The organism is Shewanella sp. K8, assembly GCF_028823715.1.
GTDB classification, from domain to species: Bacteria; Pseudomonadota; Gammaproteobacteria; order Enterobacterales; family Shewanellaceae; genus Shewanella; species Shewanella algae.
The window spans coordinates 40,640-62,683 of the sequence record NZ_JAPEHY010000014.1; the positions used below are offsets into that span (position 1 = coordinate 40,640).

The 22,044-nt window shown below is 52.9% G+C and carries 19 protein-coding genes and 2 other annotated features; of the genes, 6 read left to right on the plus strand and 13 right to left on the minus strand.

Going from position 1 to position 22,044, the window contains the following annotated elements:
• Positions 1-36 precede the first annotated feature (36 nt).
• The 3 genes from ON072_RS09460 to ON072_RS09470 form a co-directional block, all read right to left on the minus strand.
• Positions 37-579, minus strand: coding sequence for a hemerythrin domain-containing protein (locus ON072_RS09460; RefSeq protein WP_025010584.1), 543 nt, complete (start codon positions 577-579; stop codon positions 37-39).
• 201 nt (positions 580-780) lie between these two features.
• Positions 781-1,878 (minus strand): response regulator transcription factor, encoded by a 1,098-nt coding sequence (locus ON072_RS09465; protein WP_045283539.1) that lies wholly within the window; start codon positions 1,876-1,878, stop codon positions 781-783.
• Positions 1,866-3,875: an ATP-binding protein gene (locus ON072_RS09470; protein WP_261753132.1), complete on the minus strand. Its 2,010-nt coding sequence runs from the start codon at positions 3,873-3,875 to the stop codon at positions 1,866-1,868. Before ON072_RS09470 ends, ON072_RS09465 begins: the two co-directional genes overlap by 13 nt.
• Before the next feature lie 99 nt (positions 3,876-3,974).
• Between ON072_RS09470 and nfo the strand changes: the two genes are divergently transcribed.
• Positions 3,975-4,829: a deoxyribonuclease IV gene (nfo, locus tag ON072_RS09475; RefSeq protein ID WP_045283538.1), complete on the plus strand. Its 855-nt coding sequence runs from the start codon at positions 3,975-3,977 to the stop codon at positions 4,827-4,829.
• A gap of 139 nt (positions 4,830-4,968) precedes the next feature.
• Here nfo and thrC read toward each other — a convergent pair whose 3' ends face one another.
• The 3 genes from thrC to thrA are packed head-to-tail and all read right to left on the minus strand — an operon-like array spanning position 4,969 to position 9,712.
• The gene (gene thrC / locus ON072_RS09480; protein WP_261753131.1) at positions 4,969-6,252 is read right to left on the minus strand and encodes a threonine synthase; all 1,284 of its coding nucleotides are present in this window, start codon (positions 6,250-6,252) and stop codon (positions 4,969-4,971) included.
• 38 nt (positions 6,253-6,290) lie between these two features.
• Positions 6,291-7,250: a homoserine kinase gene (gene thrB, locus ON072_RS09485; protein ID WP_107352752.1), complete on the minus strand. Its 960-nt coding sequence runs from the start codon at positions 7,248-7,250 to the stop codon at positions 6,291-6,293.
• Positions 7,247-9,712 (minus strand): bifunctional aspartate kinase/homoserine dehydrogenase I, encoded by a 2,466-nt coding sequence (gene thrA / locus ON072_RS09490; protein ID WP_107352751.1) that lies wholly within the window; start codon positions 9,710-9,712, stop codon positions 7,247-7,249. The genes thrB and thrA overlap by 4 nt, the downstream gene beginning before the upstream one ends.
• Before the next feature lie 34 nt (positions 9,713-9,746).
• Positions 9,747-9,867, minus strand: a sequence feature (Thr leader region).
• 505 nt (positions 9,868-10,372) lie between these two features.
• On the opposite strand from thrA, the gene slyD reads away from it, so the two are divergent.
• Both slyD and ON072_RS09500 read left to right on the plus strand, forming a co-directional pair.
• Positions 10,373-10,984, plus strand: coding sequence for a peptidylprolyl isomerase (gene slyD / locus ON072_RS09495; protein ID WP_025887197.1), 612 nt, complete (start codon positions 10,373-10,375; stop codon positions 10,982-10,984).
• 147 nt (positions 10,985-11,131) lie between these two features.
• On the plus strand, positions 11,132-11,512 hold the full coding sequence (locus tag ON072_RS09500) for a hypothetical protein (RefSeq protein WP_025887196.1): 381 nt from the start codon (positions 11,132-11,134) through the stop codon (positions 11,510-11,512).
• A 1-nt stretch (position 11,513) separates the two neighbouring features.
• Here the strand turns inward: ON072_RS09500 and trpR are convergent, their stop codons facing one another.
• Complete coding sequence (gene trpR, locus ON072_RS09505; RefSeq protein ID WP_045283537.1) at positions 11,514-11,789, minus strand: trp operon repressor; 276 nt, start codon at positions 11,787-11,789, stop codon at positions 11,514-11,516.
• A gap of 197 nt (positions 11,790-11,986) precedes the next feature.
• On the opposite strand from trpR, the gene ON072_RS09510 reads away from it, so the two are divergent.
• Entirely contained in the window at positions 11,987-12,439 is a 453-nt protein-coding gene (locus ON072_RS09510; protein WP_025010575.1) for a c-type cytochrome, read from the plus strand.
• A 62-nt stretch (positions 12,440-12,501) separates the two neighbouring features.
• Here the strand turns inward: ON072_RS09510 and ON072_RS09515 are convergent, their stop codons facing one another.
• Positions 12,502-13,179 (minus strand): cytochrome b/b6 domain-containing protein, encoded by a 678-nt coding sequence (locus tag ON072_RS09515; RefSeq protein ID WP_025010574.1) that lies wholly within the window; start codon positions 13,177-13,179, stop codon positions 12,502-12,504.
• A 312-nt stretch (positions 13,180-13,491) separates the two neighbouring features.
• On the opposite strand from ON072_RS09515, the gene hpf reads away from it, so the two are divergent.
• Complete coding sequence (gene hpf / locus ON072_RS09520; RefSeq protein ID WP_025010573.1) at positions 13,492-13,845, plus strand: ribosome hibernation-promoting factor, HPF/YfiA family; 354 nt, start codon at positions 13,492-13,494, stop codon at positions 13,843-13,845.
• A 108-nt stretch (positions 13,846-13,953) separates the two neighbouring features.
• Positions 13,954-14,073: a sequence feature (Phe leader region), on the plus strand.
• A 38-nt stretch (positions 14,074-14,111) separates the two neighbouring features.
• On the plus strand, positions 14,112-16,067 hold the full coding sequence (locus tag ON072_RS09525; RefSeq protein ID WP_107110675.1) for a chorismate mutase: 1,956 nt from the start codon (positions 14,112-14,114) through the stop codon (positions 16,065-16,067).
• On the opposite strand, the gene ON072_RS09530 is transcribed toward ON072_RS09525, so the two are convergent.
• The 5 genes from ON072_RS09530 to tyrA form a co-directional block, all read right to left on the minus strand.
• A complete protein-coding gene (locus ON072_RS09530; protein WP_096140804.1) occupies positions 16,055-17,356 on the minus strand; it encodes a cation:proton antiporter in 1,302 nt (433 codons plus the stop codon). The two genes, ON072_RS09525 and ON072_RS09530, sit on opposite strands and share 13 nt — an antisense overlap.
• A gap of 46 nt (positions 17,357-17,402) precedes the next feature.
• Positions 17,403-17,738: a hypothetical protein gene (locus ON072_RS09535; RefSeq protein WP_028779791.1), complete on the minus strand. Its 336-nt coding sequence runs from the start codon at positions 17,736-17,738 to the stop codon at positions 17,403-17,405.
• A 99-nt stretch (positions 17,739-17,837) separates the two neighbouring features.
• Positions 17,838-18,935 (minus strand): hybrid-cluster NAD(P)-dependent oxidoreductase, encoded by a 1,098-nt coding sequence (locus ON072_RS09540; protein WP_181317278.1) that lies wholly within the window; start codon positions 18,933-18,935, stop codon positions 17,838-17,840.
• 68 nt (positions 18,936-19,003) lie between these two features.
• Entirely contained in the window at positions 19,004-20,665 is a 1,662-nt protein-coding gene (gene hcp, locus ON072_RS09545; protein ID WP_107110673.1) for a hydroxylamine reductase, read from the minus strand.
• Between the two features lie 229 nt (positions 20,666-20,894).
• Positions 20,895-22,034 (minus strand): bifunctional chorismate mutase/prephenate dehydrogenase, encoded by a 1,140-nt coding sequence (gene tyrA, locus ON072_RS09550; RefSeq protein ID WP_144128622.1) that lies wholly within the window; start codon positions 22,032-22,034, stop codon positions 20,895-20,897.
• Positions 22,035-22,044 lie beyond the last annotated feature (10 nt).

Consider the following 22,044-nt stretch of genomic DNA (forward strand, 5'->3'; position numbering starts at 1 on the left):
CCAAGCGCTCTTTTTTAATGTCTGCTTCCCACAAGGTTATCTGTCTGCGGTTTGAATATAGCTTCTCAGCTCGTCGAATAGCTGGTTATCATCGCTGCTGAACAAAGGATCCTCTATCAGCTTCAACTCACACATGCTTTGGATCTTCTGCCAGTCTTCATCCTTCAGGCTCTTGGCAAGCAAAGGAAAGATCTCCCGCTCTTCATACAGCATGTGCTTTTCCTGCAAATCCACATATCCCTTCAATTCAGCAACCAGTTTTTCCTTGGCCACCACCACATCGTTCAGGATCAGGTTGAGTGTCGCCATCAAGGCCGATGAAGCTTCAATCAATTTTTGGTGCTCTTCCTCAAGACGCCGGGTAGGCTCGGTACGGCTCTCCTTGATAAGGAAATAGTCGTAAATGATGTCTTCGAGTGGATGATGGCTGTGCTCGGCATAGCCCTGCATATATTCGACAACATCCCGTACCAGATTAAAATTGACGTGCTCACCTTCGGCCAGCTTCAGGTATTTCCCCTTCAGCAACTTCAGCAATATGGCAATATGCTTGTGGTCATTCATCAATCTTTGCAGCATAGGGCACTCCATTTTGAGTCGGGCCTTTCTAGGTAATAGTAGTAAACAGGCCAAATATTACTCAATACTAACCATAGATGTTTTCCGGGGACATGATAAAGATCAAGGAAAATAACCTTCTAAATCAATACTTCATAAATTAGCACCTTGTATAATCTTCAATGACCTTACGCTGCTAGCACCAAAAGCTGGCCAAGCGCCTCAGCACCCCTGGCTTTCCTCCATCATCACCAGCATCTCTTTGAGAGAGCCACGGATACGATTGAAGGCTTCACCGGCAGAGCTGGCTTCGCGCAGATGTCGCTCAACCATGGAGGTAAAATAACTCTCCTGCTCTTCTGTCATATCCAGCACATGAAAGCTGCTGCGAATTTCAGTAGTGATCCCCGATAAGGTATCGCAGAAGTGCTGATCCTGTTGCTGCATGGAATCACCCAACTGCTTCATCAGCAGGTGTAACCTATCCATCACCCGTCGCAGCATCTGCTGGCGCTCTATGTCCAATACCCTGGCCTCCAATCCTTCGACCACAACGGCAATCACATCCCTGAGGCGGCCGTAAAGCACCTCATCCTTGACCGGCATATTCTTGATCAAGAATGACACATGCTTGTCATTGCACATGGTTCGGTTGCCAAAGTCATACAGGCGTCCCTGTTTGTCCAAAAGTTCAAAGATATTGGCTTCTATCGGGCTTATCTGGGCATTGTCCGGCACAAAATATTCGGCGCTGTCTGTGCGTATTTCCAGACAGGTATTGAGGTTGAGCTGAGTCATCAGCTCAAAAAAGGCATCGGCAAGGGCACGGTAGTTGTTACAAAGAAAACATTGGCGGAAGAATTGCAGCACACAGCCATATTGGGACGATTCACTCATGGACTGAAACGCCATATTTCTCGACATGGACTCGGCCTGCATCAGAGACTGTTTGCGCTGTTGATATTGCGCCACACTGCGTACCTTGGCCAACAGCTCTTTCAGCTCAAAGGGTTTGGCGATAAAGTCTACCGCCCCGGCCTCATAGGCCTTGAGGCGCTCATTGAGGGTATTCATACCGGAAACAAATACCACTGACGCCTCTCGCCCCTGTGATTGCAAGTGAGCACATAGCTCCACACCGCTGGAATCCGGCAGATTGATATCCATCAGGATAATTTCCGGTGTCGCCGACTCCAACGCCGACAAATAAGCTGCCGCCGAATCAAACACTTTGACGGAGTAATCATCCTGTAAGACTTCCTCTATCAAAGCCAGATAATCAACATCATCATCCACTACCCAGACAGTTAAATTGTCCATAACTCTCCCTTACTGTCATCAGCAAATCTAATTCCCACCTGCTTGAGTGCCAGAATCAATCCTGTCAGATCAAAGGGTTTATGCAGTACCGGAAACGGCATCTCATCGGCGCTGGAAATACCTATGTCCTGAATAAAGCCGGAGATCAGCAACACCAGCAGTGAGTGTTTAACATTGAGTTTTTGTGCAAGTTCATAGCCGTTGATACCGCCAGGCATCAACACATCTGTGATAAGAAGCTCGGCATCACAACGCTGCTGCTCGTAGCGTTGCAGCACTGTGATGGGGTCGTGGAACAGCTCCGCCTCTATCCCCAGCAGGTCGCAATAGTCGGCCATCACTTCCAGCATCTCAGGCTCATCATCCACCACTATCGCCTTTATCGGACGCCTGACTCTGGGCAATTCCCCCATATTGGCACTGAGTTGTGGCTCAGTCGCCAACTTACGACTCTGCGGGAACCATAATCTGAATTCAGTGCCGGCGGCGCCTGTGTTCAGGATGGCGATATAACCCTTGGAACGTTTAACAAAACCGTACACCATGGCCAGTCCAAGACCTGTGCCCTTACTCTTGCCCTTGGTGGTGAAGAACGGGTCGAATACCTTGTCCTGAAAGGCTTCAGGAATACCACTGCCGCCATCAATCACACTGATCCATACATAATGCCCGGGCTCTACCTGGGTCTTGCCTATGGCGATCCCGGGTAGATAACCACTCAAATAGCAACTGCCGGTACGTATCTTGAGTTCTCCCTTGCCCTCCATAGCATCGCGACCATTGAGCAGCAGATTCAATAAGGCGTCTTCCAGGTCCCCTTTGTCGAGCATCACAGGTTTGTTATCCGGTGCCAGCTCAATACTCAATGTTATTTGACTGGTCAAGGACTTAGCAAACAACTCCTGCAAACCTTCAATCACCTCATTGACCTGGCAAGGCTCGGCATTGAACTGTTCCTGGCGCGAAAACGACAATAGTCTGCGGGTCAGATCTGTGCCCCGTTGGCAGGCCTTAAAGGCGGTATTGAGGTATTTTTCAGCTTTGGGATCAGAGGTTTTAAGCTGCATTAACTCCAGGTTACCCTTCAATACCCCGAGAATATTGTTGAAGTCGTGGGCTATGCCACCGACCAACTCCCCTATGGCCTGCATCTTCTGGGTTCTGGCCACGGCCTGCTGCAACTGATGCTGCTCGCTGTAATCGCGACCTATAACGGCGTATATGCGCCGACTTTGGGAAATACAGTAACAATTGAGATGCAATAACTCCCTGCCGCCATCGCCCTTATGACACCAAAGTTCCCCGGTATAACTGCCCTTGCGGCGCAACTGCTCCCTAAAGGAATCACTTTCTTCGCCTTCAAACAACAAGCCGGTTAAATTGGCGCCCACCAATTCCCGGTTGGCATATAAGGTCACTGCTGTGGCTGCCGGGTTGGCGTAAAGGATGGGTTCTCGCTCAGGTTCGAGACTAAACAGCAGTAATAAACTGTCGGCACCATCTATAACGGCCTTGAAGCAGAGTTCATCCTCTGCCGACTGTGATGAACTGCGGCTGAGCTGACATTGATAGATAGCCCCCACCAAGGGGCCGATACTGGCCTGGCATGAGGCCAAAGACTCAAACCAACCGGGAGCCGATGAGTGGAAAAACAGCAATAGATCTGAATCTTTGATTGGCCAGACGGTAAATTTCAGCCATTGATGAAGCTCTTGTTGGCTCGCTTCTTTGGCCCATTGATTAACACTGCTCCAAAGCGTCAAATAGATAACCGGATCCCGACACCAGCAGGTGACTGATTCCGGCATATCGTTGGCGCCCAACTCTGAGCGTTCCACCATCAGCAAAGCCTCTGCCCCTGAGGCATGTACCAGGGTCTGGCACAGGGCCGGCAATACGTCCTGTCCCTGGGTCAAACCCAGTTGCAATTTAGCCAGTTCAATCAGCAGTCGGGACCAGTCGCCAGGGAATTCGGTTTGAGCCTCAGAGGAAAACACGTTAAAGTCCCTTTCCGTTGTTTTTCAGTCATTCAAGCATAGACAAGTTTGCAATATTAGCGACTTATCCAGCTTGCCAAGCGCTATAGAGGAGTCTGGGTGACGAGTCAGGAAAGGTGGGTTGGTGCCCATGTCAGCGCCCAGGGTGGTGTGGAAAATGCTCCGCTCAATGCCCACAAGATAGGGGCCAGTGCATTTGCACTGTTTACCAAGAATCAACGTCGCTGGCAGGCAGCACCTTTAACCGAGCAGTCCATCGCCGCCTTTCAGGAAAACTGCCAAAAATTGGGGTTCAGACCCGAGGCGATTCTGCCCCACGACAGCTATCTGATTAACTTGGGACACCCGGATCCCTTGCTGCTGGAAAAATCCCGCGATGCCTTTGTCGATGAGATGCTTCGTTGCAAACAGTTAGGATTAACCTTGCTGAACTTTCATCCAGGCAGCCACTTGCGACAGATAAGTGAAAACCACTGTCTGCGTAACATCAGCGATTCAATCAACCTGGCATTGGCAGCTTGTGATGGCGTCTGTGCCGTCATCGAAAATACCGCGGGACAAGGCTCCAACCTGGGACACAGCTTTGAACAACTGGCACAGATCATTGACGGGGTTGAGGATAAATCCAGAGTCGGTGTTTGCCTGGATACCGCCCATATGTTTGCCGCGGGTTACGACATTCGCACTCAGGAAAGCTGCCGGGAAAGCTTTGACGCCTTTGGCCGCATAGTGGGCTTTCAATACCTCAAGGGCATGCACCTCAACGACAGCAAGACGGGACTCGGCAGCCGGGTCGATCGCCACGACTCCCTGGGCATGGGCGAAATAGGCAAAACCGCTTTCGAGTATATTCTCGGCCACCCAGCCACCAAGGGGATACCCTTGATATTGGAAACCATACGCCCGGAGATCTGGCCCGAAGAAATTGCCTGGCTGAACAGCCTTAGCCGCTAAACCATCCATTCGCTCTCCGTCGATTCAATCTCCTGACTGCCCCAGTAAAAAGCCGCAAATGATGCGGCTTTTGGGATAATTGCTGCACTAAATTCAATCCTTGGCAGCCCCATCGACCTCCAAGAGCTGAACCAAGGTCTTAGTTCAACACCGCAAACATGTGCTGTTTAAGACTATCAAAATCGACCGGCAGAACAGCCGACAGCAGCGGCTTATCAGCCACCCTTTGCAATGCCTGTGGCAGTGGCAGACTGGTGTTCAACTCGCGGTCGACCACATCCTTGAATTTGGCCGGATGTGCCGTCGCCAGAAAAATCCCCTGCTCTTCATCCTGCAGAGACAAACGCAGTGCCTCGGCGGCCACCGCTGCATGGGGCTCTGCCAGATAACCTGTCTGCTCAAGCGCCAACATGGCCTGACGGGTTTGCCCCTCGGAAAGCGCCAAGCCGGACAAGTCAGACAGCGGCCATTTCATCTCGGCAAAAATCGCTTCCACTCTCGGCCAGTTGCTCGGCTCGGACACATCCATGGCGTTGGACATGGTCGCAACAGTTTGCCGCGGCGCCCAATCACCAAAACTCAAATAGCGCGGTACAGTATCATTGCTGTTGGTGGCCGCCACAAAACGCTTGATGGGCAATCCCATGGCTTTGGCCAGCAGACCCGCGGTCAGGTTACCGAAGTTACCACTGGGGACACTGACAACCGGCGCCGATTGATGCTGCTTTCTATGCTGGGCGACCGCTTCAAAGTAATAACAGATCTGCGCCAGCAAGCGGCTGATGTTGATGGAGTTGGCCGAATTCAGGTGCAAACCGTCACGAATATCACTGTCTTCAAAGGCTTGCTTGACCAAGTGCTGACAGGCATCGAAGTCGGCTTCGACCGCAACTGTGTGAATATTGCCGCCCAGAGTGGCAAACATCTTCTCCTGCAACTCACTGATCTTGCCTTTGGGATAGAGCACCATCACCCGCACCTTATCCAGGCCAAAGAAGGCATCAGCCACCGCCGCGCCTGTATCCCCCGAGGTCGCGGTCAAAATGGTCAGCGGTTCTGAGCCGCCAAGCTGGTTGAGACACTGAGCCATAAAACGGGCACCGAAGTCTTTAAAAGCCAAGGTTGGCCCATGAAACAGCTCCAGACAACTGCGCTGCTCGTCCATCTGCACCAGCGGCAGAGGGAAATTAAACGCCTTCTCCACCAGCTTATCGACACAGTCCTGCCCCAGTTCATCGGCGAGCCAGGCACCGAGTATCTGCTTGCTGCGCTCAACAAAAGGCAGGGCCAACAGGGCATCGACATCTGCCATTTTCGGGATCCGGGTTGGGAAAAAGAGCCCTCGGTCCATGCCAAGACCCAGCTTGAGCGCTTCAGTAAAACTTACCCGCTGTGCCGGGTGCTTGAGGTTATAGAGTTCCATATTGATGCCTTAAATTCTTTTTTGGATGAAAATGCGTTTCAGGACAATACCCGGGTGCCTTGCATATCCAGGCGGCAGATGTGGGCAAAGCCGCCCGCTTCGGTTAAATAGTGTTGTTCCAGGTAGCGCTTGGCCTGCTCGGCGCGGGCCAGATCGGCGCTGATGGAAAACAGGGTTGGGCCGCTGCCGGAAATCCCGGTGGCCAACATACCCAGCTCAGACAATCCGCGCCGCGCCGCCTGATACCCGGGAATAGCCTCGGCCCGATAGGGTTCGGCCAACACATCTTTCAACACAGTCAGCGCCAGCGCCTCATCCTGGCGATAACAGGCATGAACAAAGGCGCTGAGATTGCGACCAAATTCTATACAGGTTCCCTTGTCGTATAGGTTCGGCATCAAGGCGCGCATGGCCGCCGTCGACAATGAAATCCCGGGATAGGCCACCAGCCAGTACCAGGAATCAAAGGCCGGCAAGGGCTCGCAGATACGCCCGGGCAAATCCAGCATCAGTTGCAGTCCCCCAAAGTAGCAAGGTGCGACGTTGTCATAGTGCACCGAACCACTGATCTCCCCTTCAAAACGTCCCATCAACCCCAGCAAGGCCTGCTCATCATAGGGACGGCCAAAATATTCATTGAGACCATAGAGCGCCGCCACCACTGAGCTGGCGCTGGAGCCAAGGCCGCTACCCACCGGCAGGTTCTTGGACAGGGTCAAGGAAACGCCTTGATTGATCCCGGCCTCACCTAGGAAAAACTCGGCGCAGCGATAAACGATATTCTGCTGCGGCTCCTGTGGCAGTTTGTGGGCCCAAGGGCCAAGTTGAGTGAGAGAAACGCCGCAAGGCGCTGGGCCAACTGTGACCGTATCCCCCAGCAAACTGCCATCAATGGGTGCCAATGCGGCACCCAGCAAATCGAAGCCGACACCGACATTTCCCATAGAGGCGGGCGCATAGACAGTCACAGGTGCATTGGCGGGAATAAACTGACTCATGCGCTGACCTCCCGAGTCCAGTTGAGGGTTCTGAGCAAGTCGGCGAACACTCCGGCGGCAGTCACTTCAGTACCGGCGCCATAGCCTCTGAGCACAAAGGGGATCGGCTGATAGTAGCGGCTGTAGAAAGCCAGCGCATTCTCACCGCCTTTGACGCTGAACAGGGGATCATCGGCCGCCACTTCGGCGATACGCACCCTGCAACCTGACTCATCTATCTGGCCGACATAGCGCAGGCGTTTACCCTTGGCATGGGCGGCAGCGACCCGCTCGGCCACGGCGGCATCCAACTGCGGCAGAGCCGCCATAAACTGGGCCACATCACCTGATGCATCGAAGTCATCCGGCAAGACAGACTCCACCTGAATATCATCCAGCTCCAACGGCAAGCCCACTTCCCGGGCCAAAATCAGCACCTTGCGCGCCACATCCATACCGTTGAGGTCGTCTCTGGGGTCCGGCTCAGTGAAGCACTTTTCCCGGGCAATGGCCGTGGCCTGTGACAGGCTCATCCCCTCATCCAGCATACCGAAGATAAACGACAGCGAACCCGAGAGTATCCCCTGGAAACGCAGCAGCTTATCACCGGCAAACAGCAGCTTTTTCAGGTTATCGATAACCGGCAAACCGGCGCCGACATTGGTTTCATAAAGGAACTGGCGCCGTTGGGCCAGCGCGGTTTGCCGCAGTGCGCGGTAAAATGCCAACTCTCGGGTATTGGCCTTCTTGTTGGGCGTCACCACGTGCAAACCGGCATTCATCACATCCAGATAACGGCCGGCTATGACATCCGAAGAGGTGCAATCCAGCAATACGGGATTGAGCAACTGTTGCTCCTTGGCCCAAGCCAACATCTGTGTCAGATCAAAGGCGACGGACGAATCGTTGAGCCTTGGCTGCCAATCGGCCAAAGAGATACCGGCGGCATCGAGCAACATCTTGCCTGAGTTGGCGATGGCGCAAACCCGAATACTGATATGTTGCTCCTTGAGCATGGCTTCCTGCTGTTTTATCTGCTCCAGCAAGCCTGCGCCTATATTGCCGGCGCCAACCAGGAAGACATCGAGATACTGCTGCACATCGAAAAAACCCTGGTGACAGGCCGCCACCGCATGACGCGTCTTGCGCTGCTCGACCACGGCCGAAATGGAGCGCTCGGACGAGCCCTGGGCAATGGCGATGATATTGACACTAGCCTGGGCCAGAGCCTGGAAAAATCGCGCAGCCACGCCCTTATGGGTACGCATACCGTCACCTATCAGGGACACTATCGCCAGTTGATCCCGCATCTCCAGCGGCTCCAACAGTTCACTCTTGAGCTCAAGTTCAAACTCCTGCTCCAGCGCCCACTTGACTCTGGGGGCATCCAAAGTGGCCACACAGAAACTGATGCTGTACTCACTGGAGCTTTGAGTGATCAGCGATACCGAAACCTTGGCTCTGGCGATGGACTCCAGAATACGCGACGCCATGCCCACCATGCCTTTCATTCCCGGGCCTGAGACGTTGAACATGGTTTGGTTATCCAGATTGGAAATCGCCTTGACCTGCAGCCCGGTCTGATCCGGCAGATTGGATACCAGAGTACCCGGCGCCTGGGGGTTGAAACTGTTTTTGATGTAGCAAGGGATTTGGAACTGGGCTATGGGTGAAATGGTCTTGGGGTGCAGTACCTTGGCGCCAAAGTAGGAGAGCTCCATCGCCTCCTGGTAACTGAGCTGGGAGAGCAGCTTGGCATCGGCAACCACCCGGGGGTCGGTATTGTAGACCCCATCGACATCTGTCCAGATTTCGCAGCTGTCAGCATCCAGACAAGCGGCCAAAACTGCGGCCGAATAATCCGAACCATTGCGTCCCAGAGTCACCACCTTGCCATCGGCACCGGCGGCGGTAAACCCGGGCATGACCCACACTCTCTGCTCATCGAGTTTAAGCAACGCAAATCTGGGCTTACTGACGGCGATATCCACCACAGACTCCAGAGGTGTGCCGACGCCGAGGAATAATTCTCTCGGGTCGAGTAAACCGGCACTGACGCCCTTGGCCTTGAGCACTTCAACCATCAAGGCTGCCGAGAGTCGTTCCCCGGCTACCAGGATCTCGGCCCGCACACTGTCAGGACACTCCCCCAGAAGCTGAACCCCAGCCAATTTTGCCCGCCAACTCGCCAGTTGCTGCGCCAATACCTTCTTCAGCTGCTGTCTGGCTTCCTCTGCGAGAGATACAGATGCATCGGCATACAAGGCTTCAAATACCTCAGCCACCTTGGCAAGGGCCTCGTCGACATCCCCCTTTGCCAATACCATATCGACCATGGCCAATAGATTGTTGGTTACGGTTGCCGGAGCCGACAGCACTGTGGCCACTTGCTCTTCTCTGGCACTGGTCAGAACTATTTCTGCTGCCATTTCAAACCTTTGCCAGTTTGCCAGCGAGGTACCGCCGAACTTCATTACTTTCATCTATCTCTCCTTTAAATACCGCGCCCGCCCAGGAAACAAAAAAGCCCGCTCCTTGGTGGGAGCGGGCTTCTTGTTTGCAATTCTTCAGGGTATAGTCAGCCCGCCCCCACACTGGTAATGGTGGTGGTTGTAATGGTGGTAATTACAACTGAGCTTAGCTGATACATTGGGTTTCTATACTCGTTTCGTTCTCTTGTGTTCAGGCCGGTTCATTCAGGAGTTGAGCCCGAGAATGACAGCAATGCAAACAGGATTGCTTTTTTTTGTAGCCCTTGTCAAGGGGCGTTTTCATGAAAATTTTAATGAAATGGCAATCTTATTGAATAAGCCTCACCAAAGTCTGTTTTTAACTGGATAAGCATCAACGAAATCTCCTCATTGCAATTAACCTTGACGTAAAGTGTATTGGATAAAAGCTGAGTATCAGCCAAGCAGGAACCGTCGAGCACACCAAGGTGAAAGCCTACAGGGTTCAAAAACACTCAAGTCAAGATTTTTGGAAAGACGTTTGAAAAATAATGGCTTTTTTAGTGCCTTTCCAACCCAAAATGTCGTCATGGTGGCAAAACTCTGTGCAACAGTTGGCATAAGCAACGCTCGGATATCGCCAGCGCGGAAAAAGCACGTTATCATGCGGCCACATTCTGAACGGGAGGCGATATGCAAATCACCCAACACAGCGCGGTTACCATTCACTACCGCCTGACTGACGCCAAGGGTCAGTTGATAGAAAGTTCTTTTGAGGCAGATCCTATGGTCTACCTCCACGGTATGGAAAACCTGATCCCGGGACTTGAAAAAGCACTGGAAGGCAAAGGCAAAGGCGATACGCTGGAAGTGACCATAGAAGCCGAAGAAGCCTATGGCCCATACCACGATGGTCTGCGTCAGGAAGTTCCTCTGGAAGCCTTTGGCGATATCCAGGACATAGTACCAGGCATGCGCTTTATCGCCGAAACTGAAATGGGCCAGCGCCCGGTACAAGTGACCGAAGTACTGGACAACAGTGTTATCGTTGATGGCAACCACCCTCTGGCTGGCCAATCACTGACCTTTAATGTGGAAGTGATGGACGTGCGTGAAGCGACGGCCGAAGAGGTCGCCCACGGCCATATCCACGCCCATGGCGGTTGCGGTAGTCACGGCCATGATCACGGCGGATGCTGTGGCGGTCATGATCACGAGCATGGCGGTTGCTGTAGCTCAGATGCCGAAGAAGGCACCAAGAAAGAAGGTTGTGACGGTAACGGTGGTTGCGGCTGCCGCGGTTGATAGCCAGTCACACCGACGCCTACTACTGATATCAATCGAGAGTCCGGCCAATGCCGGACTCTTTGTTTATTCCACTTTGGAAAACAAGGCTGGGGCTCCTGCTTTGGACTAGAATCAATAGATAACCTGGATGCGAAGGAATGCCCCGTGATCTTGTCCAGAATGGTCTATGAGAGTCTGCCCTATCTGTATTTTTTTACCGGTAGTCTGGCACTCTATCTACTCGATCCCCTACTTGGGATCCTGGGTTCCGTTTTGCTTATATTGGCCGCGGCCTGGATTTACAATTTGCGTTCGAGTCACAGACGCAGCGATCCCAAACGCCTGCGACGGGGGGGATTTTGGCCCGAACCCCTGTATGCAGGATTGCCTTTCCTCTGGTTACTGTCGGGCATGCTGCTGTTGAGATTTGCAGATAAGGAAGTGTACCAACTGCTGGGGCTGCTCATTTGTGCCTGGGGAAGCTATATTCTGAGTCAGCGTCACCTCTACCGCCGCCACAAATTGCCGCGACAGCCTCTGATGTAACTCAAAGGATCAAGGCGCGGATCTTTTCTTTCAGCGCTGCGGGCATATGCTTCAAATAGTTGGAGCAACGGGTGATTGTCGCAATGCTCACCTCATATTCGGCAGCTATCTGTCTTTGACTCATCTCCCCTTCAAGCAATACCTGAAACACCTTCAAACGGCCGGCGATGGCATGTCTTTCATCATCGGTCAGCAGCAGCTCAAACAGGTAATTAAGATCTTCTGGATTGTTATGGGCTAGCACTTTATCCAGTACTGATATCCAATCTGGGCGCATATAAACTCATTCGTGTTCACGTAATGGTACGTGAACACAGTATAGCCTCGTTTTCCTGCGAAAAAAAGTCGTGTTTTAGCAGCCAGTTACTGACAAAACTTTACATGTAAACTGAAAAAGCCTACTCCCTCTGTCACACAAAATGTGTACAATAGCCAAGCAATGTCACATTAACGCACAAACTTGTGAGAATGATAATGAAAAAATACTTACTGATGTTAGCCGCCACCGCGGCGCTTAGCGCTACAGCTGTTCAGGCCCACAACTTTGAAAGCAGCGATGATGCCATCCAGTACCGTCAGTCTGGTTTCAGCCTGATGGCCTATAACTTCGGTGATATCGGTGCCATGCTCAAAGGCAAGAAAGACTTTGACGCCGATGTTGCAGCTATGCGTGCAGCCAATGTGGCCGCCCTGGCGAAACTGCCACTGGAAGGCTTTATCGACGGTTCAGACAAGGGTAATACTGAAGCCCTGGCCAAGATTTGGGCTGACAAGGCTGACTTTGAAGCCAAGTTCAAAGAACTGCAAACCAATGCCGATGCCCTGGCCATAGCGGCCAAAGGTGGCGACAAGAATGAGCTGAAAAAAGCCTTCGGTGCCGTTGGCAAGAGCTGCAAAGGCTGCCACGACGTCTACAAGAAAGACTAAGCTCTTTCGTCGATTCCATTAAAAAAGCCTGCATCAAGCAGGCTTTTTTAATGCTCGGAAGCTTACAACATGCCGATCACGGGCATCATCAAGAAGTGCACCACAGGCACGGCAACCACCAACAAAAGCACCAGTGCCAACATCAGAGACGCAAATCTGGGCTGCTGTGCTTCTGCAGCAGGTAAGCGCTTATAGCCACTGAACATGGCCCCCACCAGCTTTTCACCTTTGAAGCGGTGCAACAAGACGGCGGCCACATGAATACCGGCAAGGATCAATAAAAGATCGAAATTCTTCTTGTGTAACCAGGTAAACCAACTGGCGGTTTCACCGCTGACATAGGAGACCAAGGGCCCTTCGGTGAATATCTCATCTGTGGCAAACAAACCCGACACCAATTGCAGACTGATGATGACCAGCAATAGCACCACCATATAACCCCCAAGAGGGTTATGCCCTAAAGAATGAGGAGCCTGCTTGGCCCGCATCTTGGCAAGATAATCCAATGCCTGGCGGGGATGACGGACAAAGTGGCTGAAACGGGCTGTGTCGCTGCCGATAAAGCCCCAAATAAGCCGCACCACCAGCAAGATCATCAGACTATAGGCAAACAACTGGTGATAACTCATCTCCCCCTGATCGGCGCTCCACCATAGCCCGGCCAGGAGCAGCAGCATACCCCAATGAAACACCCGCACAGGTATATCCCAGACCTTCACTTTAACTTCGTTGTTATTCATAAAGTACTTCCTGTTATCACCCGTTTTGGCCCAAACGGCATAAGGGTAAAGAGTTGTAGATGACAAACATGATGATATTTAAAGCGAGGGAAGGAGGCAATCGGAAAGGACTGATACTCAGTGATCTCATCGAATATGACCCTTTATTGACAAGGGTTCAAGGCTTTTTAGGGCAAAATTATCCAAACTTGTCTAAGTGATCAAATAAGTGACAAACGCTCTCTGACTCGCCATAAATATTGATCTGGATCACATTTTTAACCTCAGGTATTGTTAGTCTGAAGTCAAGGAAACAACAGAGGGTTTGACAATATGCTAAAGATCACCAGCAAGCAATTTGAAGTCACAGCTGCTATCCGTGAACGTGTTGAGAGCCGCCTTGCCAAACTGAACCGTTACGATACCCAGTTGATTAATCCCCATGTCATCATCCTCACAGAAGGGCCACTCTTTAAAATAGAAGCATCAATTAAACTGGCCAACGGACAACTTTTTGCCCAGGCGAAACATGAAAATCTCTACGCAGCCATAAATGCAATGGGACAAAAGCTGGAAAAACAGCTCAATCGCCTGACCCACAAACCCGCAGCTCAGCGTGGTGCCTTGGAAACCGAAGCCACCGAACCTGAGTTCGAATATGATTATAAGGAGGATTACGCAGCTTGATATTTCAATCTCCCACTAACCAGCGCACCTCCGGGTGCGCTTTTCATTGCTGAACCCAAGGATTTTTTGATTGACAGCCCAAGGGGATAGTTTTAGCTTAAACGCCATGAAATACCTCAATCGCTCATTTTTTATTTTCTTTTTTACACCTCATTTCCGGAGGCGGCCCTGACGTGTAAAAACGAAAGTGAAAATTGCCAAGCCTCCCACCCGGGAGGCTTTTTTGTCTGTATCATGCACTGAGTATTACTGGTTTAGAGGTCAGAATGAACAAAGTACCATCGCTGGAGCGAATAAGGGATGACATCACTACCCTGGACAGGGATCTGTTGGCACTGTTGGCCAAACGCCGGCAACTCAGCCTGGAAGTCGCCCGCAGCAAAGAGGTGGACATTCGCCCTATCCGTGATACCCAGAGAGAAAAAGAACTCTTGGCCAGGCTGGTTCGCCAAGGGCGGGAACAGGGGCTGGATGCCCACTATGTCATCAGTCTGTACCAGGCCATTATTGAAGATTCTGTACTGAACCAGCAAGCCTACCTACAGGGCAGAGCCAATCCCGAAACCCAGAAACAGCAATACTGCATCGCCTATTTGGGCGCCAGAGGTTCATATTCCTACCTGGCCGCCAGCCGCTACTGTCAACGCCGTCAGGTAGAGATGCAGGATCTGGGTTGTCAGAACTTCGATGATATAGTGCAGGCCGTCGAGTCCGGCCATGCCGACTATGGTTTTCTGCCGATAGAAAACACCTCATCCGGCTCAATCAACGAAGTCTACGATGTGTTGCAGCACACCAGCCTGGCTATTGTGGGTGAAACCACTATAGAAGTGGGTCACTGTCTGCTGGCCAAAGCGGGAAGCAAGCTTGCGGATATTAAAACCGTCTACGCCCACCCCCAACCCATCAGCCAATGTAGCCGCTACCTGAGCCGCCATCCCGACTTTCGTCTGGAATATTGCGCCAGCAGCGCCGAGGCAATGGAAAAAGTTCTCCAGGGCGATAACACTGTGGCCGCTATCGGCTCCAGTGAAGGCGGCGCCCTCTACCAGTTGGAACCTCTGGAGCAGGAACTGGCCAATCAAAAAATCAACCAGAGCCGCTTTATCGTAGTGGCCCGCAAGGCGATAGAAGTGCCGGAGCAACTGCCGGCCAAGACTACTCTGATTATGGCCACCGGTCAGAAGCCAGGCGCCTTGGTGGAAGCCTTGCTGATCCTTAAAGATCACAACCTCAATATGAGTAAGCTGGAGTCACGCCCTATCCCGGGCACGCCTTGGGAAGAGATGTTTTATCTGGATGTCGATGCCAATCTGGCATCCATAGCTATGCAGCAAGCACTTGCCGAGCTTGAGCGGCTCACCCGCTTTATCAAGGTACTTGGCTGTTACCCTTGTGAGACGGTCGAGCCAACCCAGCTGAGTCACAGCCAACTGTTGATTGAACCTGAGAGTTCCAGGCAGGACAGCGCCAAACCGTCACCCCAGAGACATTCCCGCCACTATAAACCGGCCAGCACAGAAATTAGTTGCGGCCAGCTCAAACTGGGGCAAGGCCAGTTCGCCGCCTTGGCGCAACTGAACCTCCCCATAGATGCAGCCAGCTTTGCCCCAAGCGCCAAGGCCCTCAGGGAAGCGGGATTTCAAGGGGTGGTTCTCAGCACACTGACGCGCCAACCCAATGCCAAACAGCAACTGCCCAAGTTGCAGAGCCTGTTAAACCAAGCCGGGCTGCAGAGCATTGTTACCTTGGAGCATGCAGAAGATCTCGCTCTGGCCCAGACCGCGGCCGACATGCTGCTGCTCAGCGGCAAACAGATGTACAACACAGAGCTGCTCAACGCGCTTGGTGGACAGAACCTGCCGGTAATATTGGAGCGTAATCCCATGGCCAGCCAACAGGATTGGCTGACCAGCGCCGATACTCTGCTCGCCGGCGGGAATCAGCAGTTGATCCTTTGTGATGCGGGGGTCAGTGGATTGAATCAACCAGAACAACTTGTGTTGGATCTCGCCGCCCTGGTGGAACTAAAAACCCAGAGCCACTTACCGCTATTGGTAAATCCAAGTCTGTGCCTCAGCCCAAGCAGCAGTGAGCAAACACTGACTGCTCAGGCCTTGGCTATCAAGGCGTTGGGAGTAGATGGTTTAATCATCGCAGTCGATGTCCGTCATCCACAGCAACATGGAGGCTTAATCGCCAAGCTGTATCAGACAGCTTGAGTCGATTCGGCAGCGGCTTTACCGGCCTCTGCCGCCTCGCGGCTGCGGCGGATCAAACGGGAAACCGTTGAGCCCTGCACCATGATAGAAAAGACCACCACGGCATAGGTCATTACCAGCAAGAGATCCCTGAGCTCCAGCTCGGGGGTCAGCACTATCCCCGCCGGAATACTCATGGCCATAGCCAGCGCCAGGCCGCCCTTGAGCCCGCCCCAGATCAGGATCCCCTCCGCGCCTTGGCTGTATTGCCGCATACGCCGGAACCCCAGATAAGGTAAGTACACACTGACACATCTTGCCAACAACACCACAGGGATACTCAGCAGCACAAACCACCAGAGTTGCATATCCAGATGGGTCAACAGCAGCAGGAGCCCCAATAGCAGGAACAAGAGCGAATTGAAGAAGTGTTCAAGCAGGCCCCAGAACCTTTGCAGCAATATTCTCCCCGTGACCCCAAAGCATTTTGGCACGGTGAAATTCCCCAGCACGATTCCAGCGGCCACCATGGCCAGAGGGCCGGACACCGAGAGTTTTTCTGCCATCACATAACCTGCGGTCGGCACCACCAAGGTAATCAAGAGTCTCTGGGTTTCTTCATCCGTGAGTTTCATCAGTTGATGCAGCGCAAAGGCCAGCGCCAGGCCATAGGCAATGCCACCAACGGCCTCATGGAAAAACAGCGCGCCGACATCGGCCAGGCTCAGAGCCTCGGCAGAAAAAGCCAGCTGCGAGACAGCAACAAACAGCACCAGGCCAATGCCATCATTGAACAGCGACTCACCCTCAACCTGAATGGCAATATCCTCAGGCGCGCCGAGTTTTTTCAAGATGGCCAAAACCGCTATCGGATCGGTTGGTGATATCAAAGCCCCGAACAACAAACAGTAACTCCAGGGCAGTATCAATCCCAGCAGCGGCATCAAATAGAAGCAAAGCGTTGCCACTGTCAGAGTGGAAATCACAGTTCCTAGCAGAGCCAGACAGAGAATTTCCCATTTCTGGCTGGCCAGCACCTTGAGCCTTATCTGCAGCGCACCGGCGAAGAGCAGAAAACCCAACATACCGTTCAGCAGCAGCGCCTGAAAGTCGAGCCGCTGCAATACCGAAATGGTTTTGATATGGATATCCAGCTCAAACAACTTACCCACCACCAGTATAATCAGGCTAAGGAGCATGGCCAGGCCTGTGATGGCTATGGTTTCTTGCAGTGAGTGAAAACGGCTGGATAACAGCGAGATAATCAGTGCCAGCGCCGCCAGCACACAGAAGAGTTGATAGTCCGTCATATTTCCTTGCGATCAGGCTGACCGCTTCCCTGGTAGCAGACAAGAGCTACATGGCTTGTCCATCTGTGAGGCTGAGCCAGCCCTTGAAGATTCGGTAACTGAACCAGATAACCCCCAGGGCGCACAAGCTGAGGCTGAGCCACAGCGGATTGACCCAGTAGCCCATAGCCAGTAGCAGTGCCAAACCCATAATACTGCGCCTTTGCCAGCGCAAGTGAGAACCCAGCAGCGACAGAGGTGCAACCTGCCTTTGGCTTAAGTTAATCAACAGGCTCAGGATCACAGGCAGGAAAAACAACGGAAAGGCACACATAAGCGCATATAAAAAATGGCCCATGCTGCGATCTTCACTGGCAAATGCTTCTGAGGGTAAGCTGGTCATAGTCTGTCTCCGGCCAACATCTGGAATGCAGGGCCCAAAGCTCTTGCCCTGCTTTAACCATACTGTGAGATCGCCACTTCTGCAATGCCGGAAACAGAATTAGAAGGGGCCGGTTTCCAGTTGAATATCACTCTTCACCCGGCTGGAGCACGCCAGCACCATACCTGAGTCAATCTCATCCTGGCTAAGTGTTTGCTGGCTGCTGCTTTCCACCTCACCGGAGACAACCCGGCACTTACAGGAGCCACAAACGCCGCTGCGACAGGCGGCAATAATGGGCAAACCTTCAGATTCCAGCGCTTCTAGCAGGGTCTGCTCACCATTGATGCTGAGCTCAAGGCCGGCAACACTCAAGCGGTAATTAACCGAACCGTCACCCGCGGGCGCCGAGGTATTTTCAGCAAAGCTTTCCTTGTGAAAGCGCGTCATATCGAAGTCTGCTTGCGCCAGCATCTCCTCTGTGGCAGCCATATAAGCCTCTGGGCCACAGACATACACGGTGCGCTGGAGATAATCCGGCACCAGTTGTTCCAGTGCCGCCAAGCTCAGGCGTCCCGGTAACATAGGGCACTCGGCAAGGTCCCCGGAGACTGAGGCTGTCTCACCTCCCTGCTCCAGCAGATAGCCCAGCTTAAAGTTATCGTGACGGCTGTTCATGGCCCGCAAACTGCCTCGGAAGATGAGATCCTGTTCGCTTCTGGCACAGTGAATAAAGGCGATATCGCTGTCAAGATAACTGTCGGTCAGAAAACGGCTCATGGAAAACATCGGCGTGATGCCACAACCGGCGCTTAAAAACAGGTAGCGCTCGGCCGGTATATCGATAAGGTTGAACTGGCCGTAGGGCCCGGAAGCCATCAGGCTGTGGCCCGGCTTAAGATTATCGATAAGGTAGTTGGAAATTTTGCCGCCCTCAACCCTCTTGATGGTCAACATCAATGAGTTTGGCCGAGATGGCGAAGAGGAGATGGTATAACAGCGGCGATACTCCTCACCGGCAATCTCCAATTGCAATGCCACAAACTGCCCGGGCTTGAAATGAAAAGACAGCGGCTGAGTCGCTTTAAAACGAAAACTCACCACATCCGGGGTTTCCTGCCAGCGGGCGACACAAATGAGCCGCAGCTCTCCGGGAACCCATTGACCAGCCTGATATTGACTGATTGCCGGCGAAACTTGTAATGGATTGAGTGTCATTGAAACTCCCTCTACAGAGAAAGAAATGGCCGGAATGCCGCAGGCATTCCGGCCTCAAGAGATACGCATCAAGCAGCGCCGAGAATCGCCTCCAGGTCTTCCTCAACCGTGCCGACATTGCGCAGGCCGAACTTATCTTCCAGTACCTTCAGCAAATTGGTGGTCAGGAAGGCCGGCGGAGTTGGGCCGGTACGTATGTTCTTCACTCCCAGTGATAGCAAGGTCAGCAGGATCACTATCGCCTTCTGCTCAAACCAGGACAACACCAAACTCAGCGGCAATTCGTTGATATCACACTCAAATACCTCGGACAGTGCCAGCGCCAGCTGAATCGCCGAGTAGGCGTCGTTACACTGGCCGATATCCAGCAGTCTGGGGATACCGTTGATATCACCGAATTCGAGCTTGTTGAACTTGTACTTGCCACAGCCCAGGGTCAGGATCAGGCTGTCTTTTGGGGCAGCCTTGGCAAAGTCAGTGAAGTAACTGCGCTCGGCCTTGTCACCATCACAGCCGCCAATCAGGAAGAAGTGGCGGATATTGCCGTTCTTGACGTTTTCAACCACGGCAGGCGCCGCGTTCATCAAAGCGTTGCGGGCGAAACCTATGGTGATCATATGGGGGATCTCATCATAGGCAAAGCCTTCAAGCGCCAGTGCCTTGTCGATAACGGCACTGAAATCGTCGCCGGTCAGGTGAGTCACGCCCGGCCAACCAACGATACTGCGGGTAAAGATACGGTCGGCATACTGACCGACATAGGGATCGATAATGCAGTTGGAGGTCATCACCACGGCGCCGGGGAAGTTGGCAAATTCCTTCTGTTGATTTTGCCAGGCGCTGCCGTAGTTCCCCACCAGATGCGGGTATTTCTTCAGTTCAGGATAGGCCAGCGCCGGCAACATCTCACCATGGGTATAGACATTGATGCCCTTACCTTCTGTCTGTTGCAGGATGAGCTCGAGATCTTTCATATCGTGGCCAGAGACCAAGATTGCCTTGCCCTTCACCGGCTTGGTGTTGACCTGAGTCGGCTCTGGATGACCAAAGGCCGCGGTTTCACCGGCATCTAGCATAGCCATCACAGAATAGTTGAGCTGACCTATCTCCATCGCGGTGGCAAACAGCTTGTCAGCATCTGTGCTGTCGGTCGCCAGAAAAGCCATGATTTCGTGGAAACGACCGGCCACTTCGCTGCTTGTCTGATCCAGAACCCGGGCGTGTTCCATATAGGCAGCCGCCCCTTTCAGGCCGTAGAGGCACAGGAGCCGCAGACCGAGAATATCCTCATTGAGGTCATCACCTCGGTTGGGCGCAGCCACTTTGGCCTGTTGTAACAGCTCGGCCTTGGACGCCCCCAGCAGCAGAGTCGCCGCGGCGGACATAGGCTCGGGTGTCACGCCCCTTTGTTCGCAAAGCTCCAGATAGCGCTGCTTTAACTGATCTCGCAAGCGAGCGGCCTCTTTTGCATATTCGCTAATCCGCTCATCGTCGAAGTTGACATTGGTCAGAGTGGCGAAAAACGCCTTGGGCACAAAGGTATCGACTTGCGGATCGATAACCTCAAACTCCCGGAGTTTGACGGCATAGGCGGACAGCCCCTGCAACATGTAAATCAACAGATCCTGCAGATCCGAGGTCGCGGCCAATTTACCGCACATCCCCTGGGCATAGCTGCAGCCATTACCGGCCGGGGTTCGAATGGTTTGCTCACACTGAATACAAAACACGGCATATCTCCTTTAATCATGCTTTATTTTTGCATGTTTTAAATCAGTGTACTCTTTCATCGCTCAGACGAAAGAACGTGAGTCACAAAGCTTGAAGGGGATCACCTTAAGCGATTGCTGAACAAATGGCTTTTTGACTTCTATCTGGCTGATACAAATGAAAAAGGAGCCTAGAAGGCTCCCTTGGATAAATCGCGTTGCACTGCCAGCGGAGTTGACCGCCTTGAGATCAGTGACTCTTCATATCATTGACCGACTGCAGCATACTGCGGCTCTCGCTGCGAAACTGGGGGGCAAAGTCACCGAACCATTCGGCCACCTCACGGAACTGGCGCACAAAGCCATCTCTGTCGCCGGCCTTGAGCATGGCCAAAGCACCGGCATAGTTGTCCAGATAGTCGGAGATAGCCCCCAGGCTCTCCTGTTGGGCGAAGATGATATCGGCGTAAAGCTCTGGGCTTTGGGCAAACAAGCGACCGACCATGGCCAGCTCCAGCCGGTAAATCGGTGAACTGAACTGCAGCAGACTATCGAGATCGGCCTGCTCCCGGCACAAGTTGAGGCCATAGACAAAGCTGGAAAAGTGGCGCATCGCCTGCACCAGTTGCATCGCTTTATCATGTTTGCCGGCATCCGCTTCCACCAGCCGTGCTCCCCAAATAGCTATCTGCTCCAGCAGCCAGGCATAGGCCTCGCTCTGCCGACCATGGCACACCACAACAACCTGCTTGGCAAGGCTGCCCACATCCGGGCCAAACATGGGATGAAGCCCCACCACCGGCCCGCTGTGGGCCTCGAGCATGGCTTGCAGCGGCTCCGACTTTATCGAGGTCAGATCCGCAAGAATGCAATCCTTGGGCAAGCGCTGCAAACGGGAGCGAATAAGCTCACAGGTAATGGCAATCGGCACTGTGACCAATACCAGACCGGCCCCGTCGAGGATAGCATCGGCATTATCCCAATCATCTTTATCGAGCAGATGTACTGGATAGCCGGAGAGTGTCAGCATCTGGGCAAACAGGGTGCCCAACTGGCCACGACCGCCGATGATCACCACCTTGTTGATATCCGGGTTCACCTGCTTGAAACCCACATCCTTCTCGTTGAGATAGGATTCCCGCATCAGGCGCCTGAGCACATCTTCTATCAACTGCGGCGATACCCCCAGACTTTCGGCTTCAGCACGGCGCTTGGCCAACATGGCGGCCTCCCGCTGCGGTGCATAGATGGGTAGGCCGGCGTTGTGTTTGACCGCGCCGACCTGGGCCACCAAATCCAGCCGCTGACGCAGCAACTTGAGTAACTCTTGGTCGACGCCGTCAATCAGTCCGCGTAACTTTTCCAGCTCTGCCGTGGTTTTCTCACTCATCTCAAATCTT